We start from the raw sequence: 19,862 nt of genomic DNA, 5'->3' as shown, positions 1-19,862 counted from the left end.
GAGTTGACCCTAGTACGAGAGGACCGGGTTGAACATGCCTCTGGTGTACCTGTCGTGGCGCCAGCCGCGCAGCAGGGTAGCTATGCATGGACGGGATAACCGCTGAAAGCATCTAAGCGGGAAGCCTCCCTCAAGATTAGGTATCTTCGAGTCGTGATAGACCATCACGTTGATAGGCCGGGTGTGGAAGTGCGGTAACGCATGGAGCTAACCGGTCCTAATAACTCTGTTCATGCTTGATGAATCCCACCATCAATGACAGCCCTGCCTAAAAAGCAGCGATGTCTTGATGATCGGACGATCATCCAGCCAGATATCAAGCTCTAACTTAGAGCAGCACGGGATACATCGATTAAAAAATCAGCACGCCGTCTCCATTGCTTGGTGACCATAGCGTCAGTGACCCACCCGATCCCATCTCGAACTCGGCCGTGAAACCTGTCAGCGCCAATGGTACTGTGGCTCAAGCCCCGGAAGAGTAGGACGTCGCCAGGCATTGAAGCCGGCGTGCTAAAAAAACCCATCACAATGACAAAGGGCACAAAGTGCCCCAAAGAGGGCCCTCGAGGCCCTCTTCGCGTCTCTACAAGACGCAAAACAGGCGCACGCGGGGTGGAGCAGCCCGCCGTTCAGGCCGACGCAGTCGGAATGAACACACAAAAACGCTTCCGGGCTGACACTCTCAGCCCTCAATGGTGACGCGGGGTGGAGCAGCCCGGTAGCTCGTCAGGCTCATAACCTGAAGGTCGTAGGTTCAAATCCTACCCCCGCAACCAATCACAAAAAACCCATTCCAATGAAGCGCTGCATTGCAGGTTGAAATGTGCAGTGGGCAATGCCGATTTTGTTCATGTCGGACGCTATCGCTATCGCTATCGCTATCGCTATCGAAGACGCTCTCTACAGCAGGCGCATGAAAGCCTGGTTCCAGCAGCTTGAGGATCAGGCGGACCGACTGCGGGCAACGCTGGAAATCGATCGCGATCGGTTGCAATCCCTGACAGTGAGGGCGGACAATGGCGCAAAAAGCGCCGTCGCCGCAGGGGGTCATTCACGCCCCATGCCGGACACGGCAAATCTCACTTAAGCTGCCGCTCGACGATGTACGGGATGAAACAGCGCCCGACTTCTAAGTCGGCGACTTGCGCTGAGACAGGCAGATCTCAGGATGCGCAAACGTCAATTCGAGTCAGTTTCCTGTTCGTCGCGCTTTCGTACTTCGCTCACCTTTTTTTGCAGCGATTTTGGCACTCTCGGCCTTCAGCGGACGCGAAACCGGGCACACTTCCTGGGCATAGCTGTTGAGCGTGTTGAGCAGGTTGTCCGGGACCAGTCGGTAGAACACGAACTGCCCGCGTTTTTCGCTCGCGACCAGTCCAGCATTTTCCAGCACTGCCAGATGCTGTGATACCGCAGGCTTCGACATTTCGAACCGGGAGGCGATGTCGCCGGCACTGAGTTCGGCGTGGCTGAGGTACGCAAGAATCTTACGACGCGGCGTTGACGCCAGGGCTTCGAACACTTTCTGCATGAGGCCTTATTTAAGGAATGAGCTAATCACTTGACAAGGCCCTTTAGGTATTTAAGCAATGAACTAATTACCTCGGAGGTTGCAATGCCCGATGTGCTCCCCAGCCAAGCCCCATCAGCTTCGCCCGAAACGACGGTGAACAGCTTGGTCGAAATTGCCGGTTGCAACCCGGTCGAGGGGACGGTTCGATGGGATCCGGTCCATTCGACCTGGAATGGGAGCATGATGGCGATCTCGCTGGTGCTGGCGCCGGTCTTCGTCAGTTGGTCGGCTCTGGGCACTTTCCTTGTGTTGACGGGGGCATCGCTTCTGCTGGGCCACAGCATCGGCTTCCATCGTCTGCTGGTGTTCGTCGGCACGCTGGTCGGCATGAGCGGACCATTCTGGATGATCCGCACGCATGACCTGAGAGACTGGGCGCAGCGGCAGAGCGACTGTCACGACTATCTTGCGCATCGACGCCCCATGTTGATCGACGCTTGGTGGCAACTCCATTGCGATCTCGATTTGGTGGCCGCTCCGGCGTTCGACCTTGGGCGGGTCGGGCAGGACCGTTTCTACCGCTTCCTGGAGAAAACCTGGATGGTTCAGCAGGTTCCGGTGGGAATTGCCCTGTATTTCGCCGGAGGTTTGCCGTGGGTGATATGGGGCGTGTGCGTCCGGGTGAGCGTGTGTGTTACCGGTCACTGGTTCGTCGGCCACCTCGCGCACAGGCGCGGGCCGCAATCGTGGCTTGTAGAAACCGCAGGCGTGCAGGCGCACGATGTTCCCTGGGCTGCGATCCCCACCATGGGCGAGGCTTGGCACAACAATCACCATGCTTTCCCGGGCTCGGCGCGGATCGGGCTCTATCCAGGGCAAAGCGACTGGGGCTATCGGGTGATCGAAGGGTTGGAGAAGCTGGGCCTTGCCTGGGACGTTGTCACGCCCGAAACGATGGCCGCGCGCAAGGAACTGCGCCCGGTAACGTCGCAGGACCCGCCCGAAAGACGGTTCTCACAAGCGGCGAGGGCGTGAGCAATGCGCAAGCTGCTTTCCTTCGAGGGGCGAGTCTCACCGCTGGTCTACGTTCTGGCGGCGCCGGTGCTGCTGCTGTCGCAGAACCTCGTGGTGGCGCTCTGCTATCGCTGGCGGGGCGCACCGCTCCAAGCCGATGCCGGGTTTTGGCTCCTTCCGCTGCGCCGTCTGGCACAGATGCCAGGTGTCACGGCCACGCAGGCCGCGACGGTATTCGCACTGGGTTTCGTGGTCGCGTGGGCCTTGGCGGCCCTCTCGTTCCGCCGCGCGAACTGGTCGGGGCGCGGGCACAAGCTGAGCCTGTTTGCCATCTTTCCCGTGCTTCAGATCATCGTTGTTACAATTCTCTGCGCAATGCCGCGCCTGTCCGAAGGTTCGGAGGAGCAACAAGGCGATGAGGCGGATCGGGCCCAGATCCTGCAAGGCGTGCTGGCGGGCGTGGCGATCATCGTCGTTGCCGTGCTGATCTCTGCTTTGACGCTGGGCGCCTATGGCTGGGGCCTCTTCGTCGGAACACCGTTCGTGGTCGGGATGACGACCGGGTATATCGTGAACCGGCGTGTCCCGCAGACCGGCGCGCGGACCTTGGGGCAGGTGCTCGTGGCCGGCGCCTTGGGCGGGCTCGCATTGCTCATGTTCGCCTTGGAGGGCTTCATGTGCATCGTCCTGGTCGCGCCGCTCGGTTTGGCGGCCGCAGCGATTGGCGGCGTCTTTGGCCGGACTATCGCTTTGTTTGGACATGACGGCAACAGACCGCTGATGTCCGTTGCCGTACTTCCGGCCCTGTTCGCGCTCGAAGCAAGCATGCCGCCCGCGGTGCCCATCGATACGGTCGAGAGCATCGACATCGCCGCCCCGCCGAACGCGGTGTGGCAGGCGATCACCAGCGAAGCACCCATCGGCCTGTCGCCAGGGCTTCCCGGACTCGCGGGGCTGGCCTACCCCGTCCGCAGCAGTCTCAAGGGCGAAGGCGTAGGCGCCACGCGCCTCGGCGTGTTCTCGACAGGGACTGCGGTGGAACGTGTGACCGAATGGAAACCCGGCCGCGTTCTGGCCTTCACTGTCCTCTCCCAACCACCGGCGATGGAAGAGATGAGCCCCTACCGTCACCTCAACACGCCGCATCTAAGAGGGTATGTCGTCACCGGCGATACGCGATACGAACTCTCGCCCCTGCGCAACGGCGGCACGAGGCTTACGCTGCAGGCGCAGACCGTGCTGCGCATCGACCCGATCGCCTATTGGGAGCCGATCGCCCGCTTGGCCTTCCATCTGAACGTCCGCCGGGTGCTCGACAGCGCCAAAATTGGCGCTGAGGGGCAGAATTTTCAATGAACGGACGCTTTCGGGGAGGAATGGCCATTTACGCCGGCCCTCTTGGACCGATCCTCATCCTGGGGTAGGCAGCAAGCATGCGGGGGCTGAACATTGCGATTGCCGGCTGTGGGCCGTGCGGACTGGCGGCGGCGCTGCTGCTTCATCGTGCAGGGCATCACGTTACCCTGTTCGAGCGGTTCGAGACACCCCAGCCTATCGGTTCAGGACTGATGATCCAGCCTACGGGGATGGCAGTCCTCGCCAGGCTTGGCTTGCTTGACGCGGTCCTGGCGCGCGGCGCGCGCGTCGATCGGTTGTTCGGGATGGCGGGCAAGCGGGTGGTGCTCGACGTCCATTACGCTGCGCTGCGCCGCCCGGACACTTTCGGCATCGGAATACACCGCGCCAGCTTGTTCGCGGTCCTGCACGAGGCCGTGCTGCGGTCGGGCATTCCTCTTCACTCCGGACGCACTTTGGCCGGAAGTACGCTGCTGGGGACGCATCGCGCGTTGCGCTTTGCCGATGGCCAAACGAGCGGTCTCTACGATCTCGTCGTGGACGCGCTGGGCACGCGGACGCCGCTCGCTCCGCCGACGGGCCGGGAACTGGCTTATGGGGCGCTGTGGGCCAGCCTCGACTGGCCCGACGGTGCCGGCTTCGATCCCCACGCTCTTGCCCAACGCTACTACCGGGCGAGCATCATGGCAGGCGTGCTGCCCATAGGGACACCACCGGGCATGACGGTGCCCAAGGCGGCCTTCTTCTGGTCTCTCCGGGCGGATGGGCTGGACGACTGGCGCGCGGCTGGGCTGCGCGCGTGGAAGGCACGGGTCGCCGCGCTCTGGCCCGATTGTGCTGCGCTGCTCGACCAGATCACCGACCCCGACCAATTGACCTTCGCTCGCTACGCGCATCGAACCCTGTCTTCACCGGCAGAGCCGGCGCTGGTCCATATCGGCGATGCGTGGCATTCCGCCAGTCCGCAACTGGGGCAAGGCGCCAATATGGCGCTGCTCGACGCCTGGGCGCTGGCCCGTGGTCTGGAACAGGCAAGCACCGTCGACGAGGGAGTTCGGCACGGCATCCGGCTGCGTCGCCGCCACGTTCTGACGTATCAATGGCTCACTGCGCTGTTCACGCCTGTCTATCAATCCGACAACCGCCTGTTGCCGCTGATCCGCGACCGTCTTGTCGGCCCCCTGTCGAAGCTATGGCCGGCCACCGCCGTGCAAGCGGCTATGGTGAGTGGACTGGTCGGCAACCCGCTGCGGCCACTGGAGCTGGAAGGCGAGCTTCAGGTGGCTACGCCGGCCGTGGAAGCCGCATGACCCTCACTGTGCACAGCGGCGACCACCCGATCGTCGTGTTCGACGCGATGTGCGTGCTGTGCTCCGCCAATGCCACTTTCATCTTGCGGCATGACCGGGTCGGGCGATTCCGATTGGCGTCGATGCAGGGGGAAGCCGGGGCAGCGCTTTATCGCCGGTTCGGGATCGACCCAGCCAATCCGGAAACGTTAATCGTGGTTGAGGGCGACCGGGCCTTGCGGGATAGCGATGCGGTGCTGGCCATTTGGGCAGGCCTCGATCGTCCATGGAACGCGCTGGCGGTGCTGCGGATCGTACCGCGCTGGGTGCGCGATCCGGTCTATCGCTGGGTTGCGCGGCATCGCTACCGGCTCTTCGGGCGAAGGTCGGCCTGCTGGATACCGACGCCCGAGCAAGCCGGCCGCATTCTGTGACCCGCATCCTGCTCCTTGGCGGCTATGGCGGTTTTGGCGGGCGCATCGCCCGGCGCCTGGCTGCGGCAGGGCATGAGGTGCTGGTCGCGGGGAGGTCTTTGGGCAAGGCGCAGACCTTTTGCGGGGAGACGCCGGGCCTGATACCGCTGGCGCTGGACCGAAGCCGGATCGCCAGAGCACTTGAGCAGCACATGCCTGCCTTAGTGGTGGATGCATCCGGCCCGTTTCAGGCAATGGACTATGCCATTCCCGAGGCCTGCATCGCCGCCGGAGTGCATTATATCGACATCGCCGACAGCCGCGATTTCGTGTGCGGTATCGCGGTACTCGACGCTGCGGCGAAAGAGGTCGGGGTCGTCGTCCTTTCTGGCGCGTCAAGTGTGCCAGCCTTGTCGGGCGCAGCCGTGCGTCATCTCGCCGGCGGCATGGACAGGGTCCGATCGGTCGAAATGGCGATCAGTGCGTCGAACAAGGCGGCGGCGGGGCCGGCCGTGTCTGCGGCGATACTGGGCCAGGTCGGGCAGCCCCTGCGCCTGTGGCGGGGGCAGCGCTGGACGCAAGCCTTCGGATGGCAGGAGGTGCATACCGCGCGGTTCGAATGCGCGGGGGGCGAAGCGATCGCGCGGCGCAGCGTTGCGCTCGTCGATGTGCCTGACCTTGCTCTCCTTCCCTATAGGCTGGCAGGCCGTCCCGCCGTCGCTTTTCGCGCGGGCACGGAGCTGGGGTTTCAGAATTGGGCGCTGTGGTTCGCGAGCTGGCTGGTGCGCACGCGCCTAGTCGCATCTCTTGCGCCGTTCGCATGGCTCCTCAACCCGCTCCAGACACTGACGCGCTCGTTCGGCAGCGATCGCTCCGCCATGATCGTGCGCTTGTTCGGCGATGCGGCCGGACAACGAGTGGAGCGGCGATGGACACTGATTGCGGAACGGGGGGATGGGCCGGAAATACCGACTTTGTCCGTCGCGCCGATCGTCGCGCGCATCCTTTCGGGCAAGGAGGCGGCGGGCGCGCGCGATGCCGGCGAGGCGCTGACGCTCGACGACTATGCCGATGCGTTCAGGCAGTTGACCACTCACTGCTGCACGCAGGAACTGACGGCATCGCCCTCCTTGTATGAGCGCGTGATGGGCGACCGCTTCGCGCAACTGCCGCCGGAACTCCGCGCCATCCACGATGTGCACCGCGATGGCGGCGCGATCGGAGAAGCCCAAGTGACAGGTGCCGCGAACCCCATCGCCGCATTCGTCGCCCGGATCGTGGGTTTTCCAAAACCTGGCCTCCATCGCCTGCACGTCCATTTCCGGGAGAGCGGCGGGCGAGAAACCTGGACGCGCGATTTCAGCGGACGGCGTTTCCACAGCCAGCTCAGTCAGCGCGGTTCCCTGCTTGTCGAGCGGTTCGGTCCCCTGCGCTTTGCCTTTGATCTTCCCAGTAACGCTCAAGGTTTGAGCATGGTGATGCAGCAGTGGTGGATCGGCCCGCTGCCTTTGCCGAAATTCATGGCGCCGCGCTCGGCCGCGAAGGAGTGGAGCGAAGACGGGCGTTTCCATTTCGACGTCCCCATTGCGCTGCCGGTGATAGGACGCCTGATCCATTATCGCGGATGGCTGGAGAGAGCGTAGAGCGCGAGATTTCCAAGCAGTCCGTTTCTTTGTCCGACTGCGACCCATTTCAGTCGCTCAGAGCTAGAATTTTCATCTCCGGCAGCCGAGCGTCGGCTATCCTAAAGACTATTCTCATGATCAATCGGCAGCAGGTACTTCAGTCCAGGGTGAAGCCGCGCGGCGCGGCGCTGACGTGATCTTCGTCATTGAGAACTTCCGTCTGCAAATGCAGGGAAGGATATCTGCGGGATCGCAGGATCTGATCCATGTCTTTGGTATCGGTCACCATGTTGGCGGATTTGGAAAAGCGCGCATCGCCCGGCCGCGTCTCTTCATATTCGCCGATGTACATGTAGACCCGCGCCGGTAAGTCGTCATGGCTAGCCGTGTAGTCACGCGCCTGTTCGGCCATGTAGTGATGATCATACCAGAACGAGGGGCTGCCCAGAATGTAGCCGTCGAACAGGCTTGGTTCGCTTAGCAGGATCTGCATGCCGAGCAGCGAGCCATAGGAATGGCCCAGAAAGATGCGCCGCTTCTCGTCCGTCCGGTAGCGTTGAGCTACGAAGGGCAGCACTTGGTCCCGAACATAGGTTTGATAGGCCTTCGCTTGACCGTGTACTGTCCCCTTGGGCGATCCGGCAGGTCCATTTGCCGTCGGCGTGTAATCGCGGCGGCGGCTTGTCATTCCGCCTTCTCCCTTTGCATAGGAAAGTCCGACGAGGATGAACTCCTCGATGGTCGGCCCCTCGACATTGAGACGCCGCCCGATTTGCTTAAGTAGCGGAAATGCGTAATCGGCGTCCGTCACATAGATCACCGGATATCGCCGCTCAGGCTGCGTGCGATAGGAAGGCGGCAGGGCCACGAACACCTGATAGCCTCGTTGCGATGCGGGTTCGGGTACGTCCCACACTTCGCTGTCGGCTATTTCATACGGTAGCCCATCACCGCGTTGTACTACTAAACCGGGCCTCTCTTCTGCTCGGGCCTGTTCCGTGGCGGCGTCAGTGCAGGCGGCGAGCAGGCTGGCGCAGAGGCCGATAAAAGAGAAATGCCTAAACAACGCTGCCCGCCTTCCTGCCTAGAGCGGTTTCCGATCCGATTGCATCGGATCAACCGCTCTAAGCTTTTGGTTTGTCGCATTTTCCGAGTCATCAGGTGATTCCACCTGATTAGAAAACGCTCTGGACCCCAGTGGCGAACTGACGCCATGGAACATAATGATAACAGTAATTTAGCAGTCTATCAGAGGGCTGTCTTGTTCACACCAACGCTAACGAAAGGCATTCTGTCGCATCCGATCTCAGTGCCTCATGTTTTTCATGGCTAGAAGTCTTGTCGGCTTTCGGCAGTTGGACCTGGACGCGTATTGCGTCGCTTCCGCCGCCGACCCATTCTTGCCGTTCCGCTGCCGAATTTCGACGCCCAAGTACGGGGCCGTCAGCTATTATGGCAGCTCGCGACAAAGGATGGCCGTCCACCGTCGCTAGCGGTCTCGGTGAACGAAGGTCGGCTTTCAGGCCGCGCGAATGAGGCACTGAATGTCGGCTTCGTCGGCGGAAACGATGATTGAGCCGGTTGGTTTAAGCGTGTGCCTAGACGTGCTTGTTGCGAACGTGCGACCTGCAAAGGGGCCTGTAACAAGCGACGCGCGTTTATCGGATCAGGCTTCTGGTTGTTCTAATCATCCGTCAAACGATGCGTTGCGTTAAGGCATGTAATTTGAAAATGTGCGCCATGTGTCGAAGAGACGAGTTCCAGTTCGCCGCCGTAAGCCTGCAATAGTGAACGGGCGATGGGCAACCCCAGTCCCGTGCCGCCAAGTTCGCGTTTGCTGGTGAAAAACGGCTCGAAAATACGTTGGTGGTCCGCCTCGGGAATGCCCGGGCCGTCATCGATCAAGTCGATGGTGACCACGTCCGGCTTGCTCTGCAGAGAGACTTCCAGGTACCTTGCGCCCGCTTGCCGGGCATTCTCGACCAGAGTGGTCAGCACGGCTTCCAGTGCGTCGCCGTCGATGCAAACCTCAGGTTCCTTTTCCGGCAAATTTACGGAAATCGCGAAGTCTTTGCCAGATAGTCCATCGGCGACGGCGAGGAGCAAGGCGCTTGGAAGAATGCTGGCATCGGTCGTTCCCACCAGCACGTCGGCACGGGCAAGTTCCATCAACCGGCTCACAAGGCGCGAGAGGCGCCGGGCATCCGCAGCCATGTTGGCAAGGAACCGTTCGCTCTCCACCGATGACATCTGGGCGCCATGATCCTGGAGTAGCTCGATGGCGCCGGAAATTCCGGCCAGCGGCGTCTTGAACTCGTGGCTGACCGAGGAAGCGAAATCGCGCAAGTAACGTGAGCGTTTTTCGATGGCATCGGCCATTTGCTCGAAATCTTCATAGAGCGCGCGGATCTCGACCACCTGCAAGGTCGGTTGCCGGGCGGAGACGCGCTGGCCCGAGGCGAGTGCGCGCGTGGCGCGGCTCAATCCTTCGATCGGCCGCACGATGGCGCGCGACAGCACCGCCGAAAGCATCAGGAGCATTGCGAAGATCGCTGCCACGCCCAGCGCGATCTTGCCCCGATCCTCGTAGATGCCCAAGGCCAGGGCGCGCGGCGAGCGCGATACCAGCAGCAAGCCCACGACTTTGCCGCCCACCACGATGGGCCGTGCATGATGCAGTCGGATGTTGGCAGCGCGGCTCAGCCAGTCGAGTGCGTGGCTGGCTGGATAACCGGCGTTCTCGCGCAGGACGGTCATAGGCACGCCTTCAAGCGCGGCGTGGACTTCCGGCAGCGTGGCCAGACTACCGCCGGCCTCAGGTCCGTTGAGCAGGATGCCCTGCCGATCCAGCATCAGGATCGAGGCCAGGGTCGTCACCTTGGTCTCCTGAAAAGCCGGCATCATCCGCCAGGCCAGCGCCACGGCAGCGGGATCGGGGTGGCCTTCGACGGAAGCTGCGCGCGGGCGGGGTGGCAGGACCGGGGAGGAACGCAAGTCCACTTCGGTCATCCGGTCGTTATAGCGTTCAGGCACGGCGGGTAGGGCAATCCCGCTGCCGACGACGGCTGCGCTGGCGGCCAGAGCGGCGCTTTGCGCCACCAGTTCCGCCTCGGTCCGCCGGACCAGCGCGTTTTCGTAGATGCGCAGGAAGATCGCGCCAAACCCCGGCAGTGCGGCGACGAACAGCAGCGTTCCCAACAGGATAGTGCGCAGGCGCAGGATCGGCCAGTGCCAGGCAACGATGGCCTTGATTCGTGTCCAGACCCTGCGGATCATCCCTCTGCCGCGGCGCCCATGCAGGCGCCGAGGCGGTATCCGATCCCGGCGCGCGTCTCGACCACGTCGCTGGCACCGACTTCCGCGAATTTCCGGCGCAAATTGCGGACGTGGCTGTCGATCGTACGATCCGTCAGTGCGAAGCCGGGGCCGCGCAGACGGTCGATGATCTGATCGCGGGAGAAGATGCGCGCGGGGCTGGAGAGAAGCGTGCGCAGGATCGTGAACTCGGTCACCGTCAGGGCGACTTCATGGCAGTGCCACTGCGCGGTCCAGCTTTCCGGGTCGAGGCTCAGCAGGCCATGACGCAGCACGGCAACACTGTCGGACGGACCAGCGGGCGCTGCAGTGCGCAAACCGGCGCGGCGCAGGATCGCCATCGACCGGGCAACGACTTCGCGCGGGGAGAATGGCTTCACCACATAGTCGTCGCCGCCCAGTTCGATGCCAAGCACCCGGTCGATCTCGTCATCGCGTGAGGAGAGGAAAAAGATCGGCACCTCGCTCGTTGCCCGAAGGCGGCGGCAGACTTCCAAGCCGTCCATGCGCGGCATGTTGATGTCGAGGATCACCAGATCGGGATCGTGGCGTTCGACTTGCGCCAGCGCTTCCTCACCGTCTCCGGCCTCGATGGTGTCGAGACCCGCCTTGTCGAAGGCGAAGACGAGCAACTGGCGGATATGGGGATCGTCGTCGACGAGAAGGATCGTGCCGGGCATGACGGACATGTTCATTTCCTCAAGGCCCATGTCAACGCGGCGCAGTGGCCTGCGGCGGGGATTGCGGCTGTGGGGCGGGTGATGGCGGCGGAGGGGAAGGAGGCGGCGGAGCAGCCGCCGGGGCAGGCGCCGGGATCAGCGATCCATCGCATCCGCGCTCGCCGTCGCCAAGGTCCACTGGTGGCAGCCTTGCGGCAAGGGCTTCGGTCTGTTCGCGGCGGCGCGCGTGAAGCAGGCTGCCGTACATGCTATAATCGCGTGTCGCTTGCAGACGCACGGCATGCACGCGCTGGCGGAAATCGAAGCCGAGGTCGCGGCGTCGTTCGAGTTCCAGCAGGGGAAGCAGAGCGGACTCGCCCTGTTGGCCGAGATAGCACAAGTCCAGCGCAGCACCGGCACCGCCGACCTCACGGGCATGGCGGACGTTCCAGGAGGCTGCCAGCGAGCCGAGGTCCAGGAAGCAGATCGCTGTCAGCACTATCGTCGTCGCCGCGAGATTGACGTTGACCAGCCAGGCTGAACTGCGATCGCGTAGCAGGCGCCAGCAGATCGTGGCGAGACCGAAGCCGACCAGCAGCATCCATACGAGAGCCGCGATGCGCAGACGGGTGAGCGAATAGGCCTCCACATAGTCGACCGTGCGCTGGACCGACGAGGCGACGAGGACGATGTTCTGGGCGATCCACAAGGTGACGAGCCGCCGGATTGCCGGCGAACGCGCGGTTTCCGAACCCGGGCGCAGCGCTACCAGCACGAACAGCGCTGCCAGCAATGCAGTGGCGATCAGCGGATAGGCGCCGCGATGGGCATAATCGGCCAGCGTCATGCCATCGGGCAAGCTGGCGCTACCCCAGAGATAGGCTGCATCGAGCGCGTTCTGCACGGCAAAGATCGCGTTGAAGACGACCAGCGAGATCGTGATTGATGCCGGTGAAACCCCCGGCAGGGCGATATCACCGCGCCCGTCGAACAATGGCAGGGGGCGTTTGAGCAGGCTGGGGCGCAGCAGGCTCCACAGCATGGCGAAGAACAGCGCCCAGAGCATCGCACGCGGCACCATGACCATGATGGTCGTGTCGATCGACAGCAGCGAGGATACCGCTTGCGCCAATATGGGATTGGCGGCGCAGAACAGTGTCACGATCACCGCGCCGCCGACTAGCGGCAACGTCAGCAGGGAGGCCGCCCGGCGCAGGCCGATGCGTCTGCCGTGCCCGGCGGCACGGACTTTCGCCATGCGTCGCAAGTCGATCAAGGGACCGAACGGTGCGCGCAGGCCTTGCCAGAGCAGACGCTGTATCCAGCGCCAACCGTCGTCGAACCTGCCGGTTTGGGGAAGCAATGTGGCCATTCCCGCGGCAAGCCAGAAAAGCGTCCAGGAGAGCATGCCGGGATCCCAGGCGAGCGCGAGGGCGAAGACCGTCGCGCCAAGGGTCGCCAGCTGGCCGGCCCGGCTTTGCCGTACGGCCGGCCTTCCTGCAAGCAGACCGGCCAGGAGGGCCAGTGCCAGAATGCCCGGCACGCCATTGGGCGGGGCACTTCGATGCACAAGCCAGTCTGCTGCACAGGCGAAGACCAGTCCTACTGCAAGTTTCCATCGGAAGCTTGCGCCCAAGGGGGCGGCGACGAACTGCATTTGCGTATCTCCCTGAATGACGGGAGTTATTATGCGAGGCAGACGGCGCAGTTTATCGTGGCTTCGCGGTCAATTGTTAGCGCAGAGTCTGTGCAGAAACCGTGCAGGGAGTGGAAAGTGCATCGTAGATCCGCCATTTTCTGATTATCGTGCCGGATCAACCGAAGTGCAGGCGATGGATCTGCAGTCCAGGCCCTCTTGTATCGATGCAGTTCCGAGAACTATTTGTTCTCCACCAATACAGTGGAGAAAGCACATGCGTTTTCGTGTGATCCTGTCCCTTCCCTTAATGTCGGGTCTCATGCTTTCGGCCTGCGGTGGTGCGAAGCCAGCAGGCGATGCCGGGTTCGAGGACGTTGCGGCGAACGCCGACAGCGGTGATCGGTACGATGGGAAGGCGGTCAGCCCGATCCACCGCGCCGCGAGCGAGCCCGTTTCAACGTTCGCGGTCGATGTGGATACGGGTTCCTACACCAATGTGCGGCGCATGCTGATGGGCGGCCAACATGTTCCTGCCGAGGCGGTGCGGACCGAGGAGATGATCAACTATTTTCGCTATGACTATCCGCTGCCCGCAGACCGAACCACGCCTTTCAGCGTTACCACCGATGTTTCCACCACGCCGTGGAACCCGCAGACCCGGCTCCTGCGCATCGGCCTGCGCGGTTACGACGTCGCCCGGTCCGAGCGGCCGGCGGCGAACCTCGTGTTCATGGTCGATGTATCCGGCTCCATGGATGAGCCGGACAAGCTGCCGCTGGTCAAGCAGGCGCTATCGGTCCTGGCCGATGGACTTCGGGCGGACGACAGCATTTCCATCATCACCTATTCGGGTTCGGTGGAGACGCTGGTTGAGGGCAGCCACGATCCTGCGGCCATAAAGGCGGCGCTGTCCGGACTGCAGGCTGGGGGCGGCACGGCGGGTGGTCCCGCACTATCGATGGCCTATGACCTTGCCCGCGCGTATCGCATTCCCGGCGGTATCAACCGGATCGTCATGGCGACCGACGGAGACTTCAATGTCGGCCTGTCTGACCAGAAGGGGCTTGAGGACATGGTCCGCCAGAACCGCGAGGACGGCATCACGCTGACCACGCTCGGTTTCGGGCAGGGCAATTACAACGATGCGATGATGGAAGCGGTGGCCGACCTGGGCAACGGGAACCATGCCTACATCGACAATGCCATGGAGGCGCGCAAGGTTCTGGACGAAGAACTCTCCTCTACGCTGTTCACCATCGCCAAGGACGTAAAGGTGCAGGTTGAGTTCAATCCGGCAGTGGTCAGCGAATACCGCCTGATCGGGTACGAGAACCGGGCACTGCGCGAGGAGGATTTCGCAGACGACAGGGTCGATGCGGGTGAGATCGGGGCCGGGCATCAGGTTACGGCGATCTACGAGATCGTGCCGGCCGGTCAGCAGGGCTGGCTGCCCGCGCGCAAGTATGCCGCGAATGCAGCCGCGACGCCCGTACCGACTGGCGATGCATCCGAGGCGGCAACCGTGCGTCTGCGTTACAAGCTTCCCGATGGGACGCAAAGCCGGCTTATCGAGGCGCCGGTGGCCGCCAGCCGTCTCACGATGGCAACGATGCCGACGGGCGACGCTGCATTCGCCATCGCCGTGGCCGCATTCGGGCAGAAACTGCGGGGCGATACTCGGCTTGGAAACTTCGACTACACCGATATCGCGCGTCTTGCCGGCCCCCAGACAAATTATTGGCGAAACGAATTTGTGGAACTGACAAACTTGGCGGCTGGCAGCCAGAAGCAAGTTGCGACTGATCTAGCGCGATGAGAATGAAATAATGTACGTTGACGTCTCTCAAGCGGGTTACCCGATACCGGCTTTCCTGCGATGCGGCAGCGCAGATTAGGACTGCGCTGCCGGTCGTCGCTTTTCGGGACCTCTACGCTCAGTACGCCGCCGACAGTGTCAGGAACCACTGGCGCGGTGCGATTGGATAAGCCGAATAGCTGTTCGTGGCCGATCCGATCGAAAGCGTCGAGACGCCCTTCTTGTCGGTGAGATTGGTGACGTTGAGAGCAAGCTCCACCTTCTGAAGAGGCAACACACCGTCAGGCACTCGTCCCGCAACGCGCAGCGAGGTCAGGAAGTAGGAAGCGACGCTGGCATCGTTGGTGAATGTCGCGAAGCGGCGGCCAACGTAATCACCGATCGCTTGTACCTCGATCGGGCCCACGTCCAGCGTTGCGACCGTCTTGTTCATCCACTTGGGCGTACCGGGCAATTGCTTGCCGCAAGTCGGGACGATGCCGCCGGTGACGACGTAGCCGCCGATGCAGGTGTCCGTAGCTGCGCCGATGCCCAGCGCCGTAGATGTGTAGTCGTTCTGGTATTTGGAGAGATTGTAGGAGACGGCGTTATAGAGCGAGAATATCCGCCCAACCTTCAGCGTAATCGCGGCATCGACGCCATTCGTCTTGACGTCGCCGACATTCACCAGCGTCGAAGTGCCGCCGGTGATCCCGCTTCCCGCGATCCCGCCCGGGTTGGTGGGGATGGCAAGCAGGCGGTTGCTGAAATCGACGTGATAGTAGTTGATCTGCGCCTGGATCGCGAGGCCATTGGAAAACGTGCGGTTCGTGCGTACGCCCGCCTCGTACGTCCAGCTCGTCTCGGGCTTGCCCTCATCGGCGAAGGCGTCGAATGCCGCCTGGCTGCCGGTGAACCAGGGACCGCCACCGCCCGCAAGATAGGCCTGATACTGCCGCAGGTTTTTCTGGACGTTGAAGTAGACCTGCTCGTGCCCGTTGAAGTCATAGGTCGCGCCGAAGGCGGGCAGGAACCAGTTCTTGGTGTTGATCTTGCCTTCGGGAAGCGCCGTCGTGCCGCCCAGCGAGCCGACTCGCGGCTGGACCGGGAACCACCCGTTCGCCCACTGGGCGCTGGTCTTGACGCCGCCCTGGACGAGCAACCGGTCGGTCACCTGCCAAGTGTCCTGAATATGGAGCTGCAACTGCTTGATCCGCGCTTCGCCCTGATACTGCGTGAACAGTGGCTCCATCACGTCACGGGGGCGTATGTAGGGGGTGCTCAGCGAAGGATCGGAAACCGGCACGGCATACCAGCGGCGCCATTGCGTGGTGCTGTTGTGTTCGAACCAGCCGCCGAATTCGATCTTGTGGTTGCCCAGCTCAACGCTTGCTGCCGAAATCACGCCGACGCGATCGATGCGGTATTCGGTGGTGCGGGTGATCATGCCCGAACCGCCGGTAGCAGCCACCAGCGCGGCACCGGAGGCAGCTGCCTGAGCAGCGGTCAGCGCCGTACAGGCGGAAGGACGGATCCCATTGCCATTGGCGCCAAAGCGGCAATTCGTAGGCAGGGTTGCGTAGTTAGGATCGAGATAGGCCTGCGCCGTGGTGATCGACTGGCCGAGCGGTCCCGCGACAACGCCGGCGCCATCGTTGTGGTGGTAGTAACCCGTGGTCGACCAGGTGATCTTGTCGGTCAGGTGGGCATCGTAACGCGCGTAACCGAGATAATCGGTACGCTGTGCATCCGAGTAGTAGTTGCGATAGTTGCTGCCTTCGGCTGCCGGCGTGTTGCCCAGCGGCGTCAGATAGTCCGTGCGGTAACCATCGAAATCCGGATAGAAAAAGGGCTTGGTATAGGGCGTGAAGAGCTGGGCCGGGGTGGCCGTGCCGCCGGCGGAGGGCTTGTAGAAGACAGTCGCGTCCTCGTTCGGCTGCGTCATGTCATTGTAGTCGAAATAGAGCGTCAGCTTGCCGGCGTCGCTTTCATGCACGAACTTTGCGTTGGCCTGCCAGCCCTTCTGGATACCGTCGAAATCCCAGGCGCGCGCTCTCTGACGTACGCCGGAGATATAGGCCGAGTTCCCGCCGCCGATGTCGCCGCTATCGATGCGCAGATACGTGCGCGATGCGCTGTAGCTGCCGAACGTTTGGGCGGCGCGGACGCCGAACTCTTTCTGCGGGTCGGAGGAGAAGGTCTCCACCGTACCGCCAAGGTTGCTGTTCGAAGGCGTCGCCAGGTCGCCGGCACCGGTGGCAACGACAACCCGCCCCACGTTCTCCGAAATGACGGCGCGCTGGGGGGAAAGGCCGTTGTAGTTGCCATAACTTTGATCGCCCAGAGGTATGCCATCCATGGTGTAGCCGAGCTGGTTACTGGCAAAGCCATGGATGAACATCTGCGCGTTCTGTTCGTTATTCCCCCAGGGATCGGCCGTGATGTAAAGAACACCAGGCAGGGTCTGGATCGCCTTCAGGGGGGAAACGCCAGGCAGAATTTTCTGGATTTCGACATCGGAGAGCGCCGTGGCCGAACGGGTCGTCTTGGCTCCCGTAACGATGATCGAGTTGCTGCCGTCGGCGGGATTGGCGTCGACAGAAGCAGCTTCGTCCGCAGCGGCCTCACTGGCCATCGCTTGCGTCGCGGAACACAGAGTAAGCGCGGTGCCAGCGAGCATAGCCCAGCGCGCGGCCTTGGCCGCCGATCGAATTGCCGTCATGCGATTGTATTCCCCAAACCTTGCCAGCGGTGGGTTCACCGCGCGGCACGGTCGGTAGCCAAGCGCTGTGGCGGTTTGACTTAACTTTGATTGCAGTTTGATTTCACAGGCAAAAGTAGTGAAATATTACATTGTGTGCGCACAAGCCGACGTGCAAAGCAGGGGCTTTGGCTGCTAGCGCCCGCATTCCGGCCGCCTCTCAGTCTATGTGATGATCCACATGATGCCGTCAAAGGACATTCTCATGACCAAGGTTGGGTCCGCCTTCCACGTATCGATAGAAGTAGCGGCGTGGGACGCAGCCGGCGCCGATGTCGAGCTTTCCTGTGCGGGCATGTTCAGCAGGGAGGCGGATGACGCACAGGTGAGCGGCGGTCTCGCTCACCTGAATGCAGCTCTCGATGGTCGGCTTCTGGATTTACGCGAACAAGGGATATTCACCGCTGCGATGGGCGAGTGCCTGCTCGTGCCGTGCCCGTCTGGCGGTATCAATGCCAGCAGCTTGCTACTGGTCGGATTGGGAGAGCCAAGCGGCTGGGCGGTGGACACATTGCGGGCGGCGGTCCGCGCCGCCGCCGAATTCGCTTTGGCTATCAACGCCCGAAGCGCGGCGTTCGCTCCTGGAATGCTCGATAGCGGCATTGCCACTAGCGTTACTGCCGGGGCCAGCGGTCTGATGATAGAAGGGCTTTTGGCAGCGCTTCGCGCCAGATCAAAGCTCGTTGACCTTGGCCTTGCTCGAAAGCCTTTACTGGAACGCTGGGTGTTCGATGTTGGAGCGGCAAGGCTCTCCGGCGCGGTTGAGGAATTCGGGGAACAGCTCCGGAAGCGCTCCGATTAATCGCTTCAGTCGATCACAATCATATCATCGTATAGTTTAGGCAATCACTCCCGCTCCGCTAAATCCAGCTCGTAACCCTTTGCGAGACCGATAGATTCAAGGAGTGAAGCAATGAACGGATCGAACCCCAGCGGCGGAAAATGCCCCTTTGGCCATGGCGCCGTCTCTGGCGGCACGCCGCTCACCACCGCGTTCGGTGCGCCCGTCGTTGATAATTCCAATTCGATGACCGCAGGCCCGCGCGGCCCGCTGCTGATGCAGGATGTGTGGCTGCTGGAAAAGCTGGCCAACCTCAACCGCGAAGTGATCCCGGAAAGGCGCATGCACGCCAAGGGTTCCGGCGCCTTTGGTACGTTCACCGTCACCGGCGACGTCTCGAAATATACCCGCGCCAAATTCCTTGCTGAAGCGGGCAAGCAGACCGAACTCTTTGCCCGTTTCACCACCGTTGCCGGCGAGCGCGGCGCGGCCGATGCCGAGCGCGACATTCGCGGCTTCGCGGTGAAATTCTATACCGAGGAAGGCAACTGGGACATGGTCGGCAACAACACGCCGGTGTTCTTCGTGCGCGATCCGCGCAAGTTTGCCGACCTCAACAAGGCCGTGAAGCGCGATCCGCGCACCAACATGCGCAGCGCCACCAACAATTGGGATTTCTGGACCCTGCTGCCCGAAGCCTTCCATCAGATCACCTACGTCATGGGCGATCGCGGCATTCCCAAAAGCTATCGCCACATGAACGGCTATTCCAGCCACACTTATTCGTTCTGGAACGACGAGGGAGAGCGCTTCTGGGTGAAGTTCCACTTCAAGACCCAGCAGGGCGTAGAGTTCCTGACCGATGCAGAAGCGGCCGAAGTCGTCGCCAAGGACCGCGAATCCAACCAGCGCGATCTCTACGATGCCATCGAGCGCGGCGAATTCCCGAAGTGGACGGTGCAGGTGCAGATCATGCCCGAAGTCGAAGCCGCCACCTGCGGTTTCCATCCTTTCGACCTCACCAAGGTCTGGCCGCATGCCGACTATCCCCTGATCGAGATCGGCGTGATGGAACTGAACCGTAATCCGGAGAACTTCTTCGCCGATGTCGAGCAGAGCGCTTTCGCGCCCTCCAACCTCGTCCCCGGCATCGGCGTCTCGCCCGACAAGATGCTGCAGGCGCGCCTGTTCGCCTATTCGGACGCGCAGCGCTATCGCCTTGGTGTGAATCATCACCAGATCCCGGTGAACGCCGCGCGCTGCCCGGTCTTCACCAACCACCGCGACGGTCAGGGCCGCGTGGACGGCAATTATGGCCGCCTTCCGCACTATCACCCGAACTCGTTCGGCCAGTGGCAGGGGCAGCCCGAATATCGTGAGCCGCCCATGAAAATCGACGGGAACGCGGACTTCTGGGACTTCCGCGAGGATGATCATGACTACTACGGCCAGCCCCGCGCGCTGTTCGAACTCTACAACGCGGAGGAGAAGGAGCGTCTCTTCGCGAACACGGCCCGCGCGATGGGCGACGCGCCGGAATTCATCAAGCAGCGGCACATCGACAACTGCACACGCTGCCATCCGGCCTATGGCGAAGGCGTTGCAAAGGCTTTGGGGATGAACATCAATCCCGCACTGTCGCCCGTGCCCGAGACGGCGGACTGATCTTTCCGCCAAGAGGCTGAACGATCCCATGCGCCCA

At 62.3% G+C, this 19,862-nt stretch carries 15 protein-coding genes, 1 tRNA gene and 2 rRNA genes (1 of these 18 only partly in view); 12 read left to right on the top strand and 6 right to left on the bottom strand.

Annotated elements, in window-relative coordinates; translation table 11 throughout:
- The 4 genes from ACZ1JC_RS03675 to ACZ1JC_RS03660 form a co-directional block, all read left to right on the top strand.
- Nucleotides 1-241, top strand: a 23S ribosomal RNA gene (locus ACZ1JC_RS03675); it begins 2,552 nt to the left of the window's first position.
- Between the two features lie 139 nt (nt 242-380).
- Nucleotides 381-495, top strand: a 5S ribosomal RNA gene (gene rrf, locus ACZ1JC_RS03670).
- Nucleotides 496-699: 204 nt separating this feature from the next.
- A tRNA-Met gene (locus ACZ1JC_RS03665) sits at nt 700-776 on the top strand.
- Between the two features lie 59 nt (nt 777-835).
- The gene (locus ACZ1JC_RS03660; RefSeq protein WP_465139259.1) at nt 836-1,087 is read left to right on the top strand and encodes a hypothetical protein; all 252 of its coding nucleotides are present in this window, start codon (nt 836-838) and stop codon (nt 1,085-1,087) included.
- Nucleotides 1,088-1,189: 102 nt separating this feature from the next.
- Here the strand turns inward: ACZ1JC_RS03660 and ACZ1JC_RS03655 are convergent, their stop codons facing one another.
- Complete coding sequence (locus tag ACZ1JC_RS03655) at nt 1,190-1,531, bottom strand: metalloregulator ArsR/SmtB family transcription factor (RefSeq protein ID WP_465139260.1); 342 nt, start codon at nt 1,529-1,531, stop codon at nt 1,190-1,192.
- Nucleotides 1,532-1,753: 222 nt separating this feature from the next.
- Between ACZ1JC_RS03655 and ACZ1JC_RS03650 the strand changes: the two genes are divergently transcribed.
- The 5 genes from ACZ1JC_RS03650 (at nt 1,754) to ACZ1JC_RS03630 (ending at nt 7,228) form a co-directional block, all read left to right on the top strand.
- Entirely contained in the window at nt 1,754-2,548 is a 795-nt protein-coding gene (locus tag ACZ1JC_RS03650) for an acyl-CoA desaturase (RefSeq protein WP_465139261.1), read from the top strand.
- A 3-nt stretch (nt 2,549-2,551) separates the two neighbouring features.
- Nucleotides 2,552-3,883 carry an SRPBCC family protein gene (locus ACZ1JC_RS03645; RefSeq protein ID WP_465139262.1) on the top strand — a complete coding sequence of 444 codons (1,332 nt, stop codon included), beginning with the start codon at nt 2,552-2,554 and terminating at the stop codon, nt 3,881-3,883.
- A 77-nt stretch (nt 3,884-3,960) separates the two neighbouring features.
- Nucleotides 3,961-5,193: an FAD-dependent oxidoreductase gene (locus ACZ1JC_RS03640; RefSeq protein WP_465139263.1), complete on the top strand. Its 1,233-nt coding sequence runs from the start codon at nt 3,961-3,963 to the stop codon at nt 5,191-5,193.
- Complete coding sequence (locus ACZ1JC_RS03635) at nt 5,190-5,606, top strand: thiol-disulfide oxidoreductase DCC family protein (RefSeq protein WP_465139264.1); 417 nt, start codon at nt 5,190-5,192, stop codon at nt 5,604-5,606. Before ACZ1JC_RS03640 ends, ACZ1JC_RS03635 begins: the two co-directional genes overlap by 4 nt.
- Complete coding sequence (locus ACZ1JC_RS03630) at nt 5,603-7,228, top strand: DUF4166 domain-containing protein (protein WP_465139265.1); 1,626 nt, start codon at nt 5,603-5,605, stop codon at nt 7,226-7,228. The genes ACZ1JC_RS03635 and ACZ1JC_RS03630 overlap by 4 nt, the downstream gene beginning before the upstream one ends.
- 139 nt (nt 7,229-7,367) lie before the next feature.
- Here ACZ1JC_RS03630 and ACZ1JC_RS03625 read toward each other — a convergent pair whose 3' ends face one another.
- The 4 genes from ACZ1JC_RS03625 to ACZ1JC_RS03610 form a co-directional block, all read right to left on the bottom strand.
- Nucleotides 7,368-8,276, bottom strand: a complete 909-nt coding sequence (locus ACZ1JC_RS03625) for an alpha/beta hydrolase (RefSeq protein WP_465139266.1) — start codon at nt 8,274-8,276, stop codon at nt 7,368-7,370.
- Between the two features lie 617 nt (nt 8,277-8,893).
- Nucleotides 8,894-10,486, bottom strand: a complete 1,593-nt coding sequence (locus ACZ1JC_RS03620) for a sensor histidine kinase (protein WP_465139267.1) — start codon at nt 10,484-10,486, stop codon at nt 8,894-8,896.
- Nucleotides 10,483-11,214, bottom strand: coding sequence for a response regulator transcription factor (locus ACZ1JC_RS03615; RefSeq protein ID WP_465139268.1), 732 nt, complete (start codon nt 11,212-11,214; stop codon nt 10,483-10,485). The genes ACZ1JC_RS03620 and ACZ1JC_RS03615 overlap by 4 nt, the downstream gene beginning before the upstream one ends.
- Before the next feature lie 22 nt (nt 11,215-11,236).
- The gene (locus ACZ1JC_RS03610; protein ID WP_465139269.1) at nt 11,237-12,841 is read right to left on the bottom strand and encodes a DUF4153 domain-containing protein; all 1,605 of its coding nucleotides are present in this window, start codon (nt 12,839-12,841) and stop codon (nt 11,237-11,239) included.
- A 256-nt stretch (nt 12,842-13,097) separates the two neighbouring features.
- Here ACZ1JC_RS03610 and ACZ1JC_RS03605 point away from each other — a divergent pair, with 256 nt between their 5' ends.
- Nucleotides 13,098-14,639: a vWA domain-containing protein gene (locus ACZ1JC_RS03605; RefSeq protein WP_465139270.1), complete on the top strand. Its 1,542-nt coding sequence runs from the start codon at nt 13,098-13,100 to the stop codon at nt 14,637-14,639.
- Between the two features lie 118 nt (nt 14,640-14,757).
- On the opposite strand, the gene ACZ1JC_RS03600 is transcribed toward ACZ1JC_RS03605, so the two are convergent.
- Nucleotides 14,758-17,340, bottom strand: coding sequence for a TonB-dependent receptor (locus ACZ1JC_RS03600; RefSeq protein ID WP_465139271.1), 2,583 nt, complete (start codon nt 17,338-17,340; stop codon nt 14,758-14,760).
- Between the two features lie 211 nt (nt 17,341-17,551).
- Between ACZ1JC_RS03600 and ACZ1JC_RS03595 the strand changes: the two genes are divergently transcribed.
- On the top strand, nt 17,552-18,181 hold the full coding sequence (locus ACZ1JC_RS03595; RefSeq protein ID WP_465139272.1) for a M17 family peptidase N-terminal domain-containing protein: 630 nt from the start codon (nt 17,552-17,554) through the stop codon (nt 18,179-18,181).
- Between the two features lie 111 nt (nt 18,182-18,292).
- Nucleotides 18,293-19,825, top strand: coding sequence for a catalase (locus ACZ1JC_RS03590; RefSeq protein WP_465139273.1), 1,533 nt, complete (start codon nt 18,293-18,295; stop codon nt 19,823-19,825).
- Nucleotides 19,826-19,862: the final 37 nt, after the last annotated feature.

It is taken from the genome of Sphingomonas sp. BL-S-28, assembly GCF_055521515.1.
Note: the sequence above shows the minus strand (reverse complement) of the source record. Positions and strands in the feature narration are given on the sequence as shown.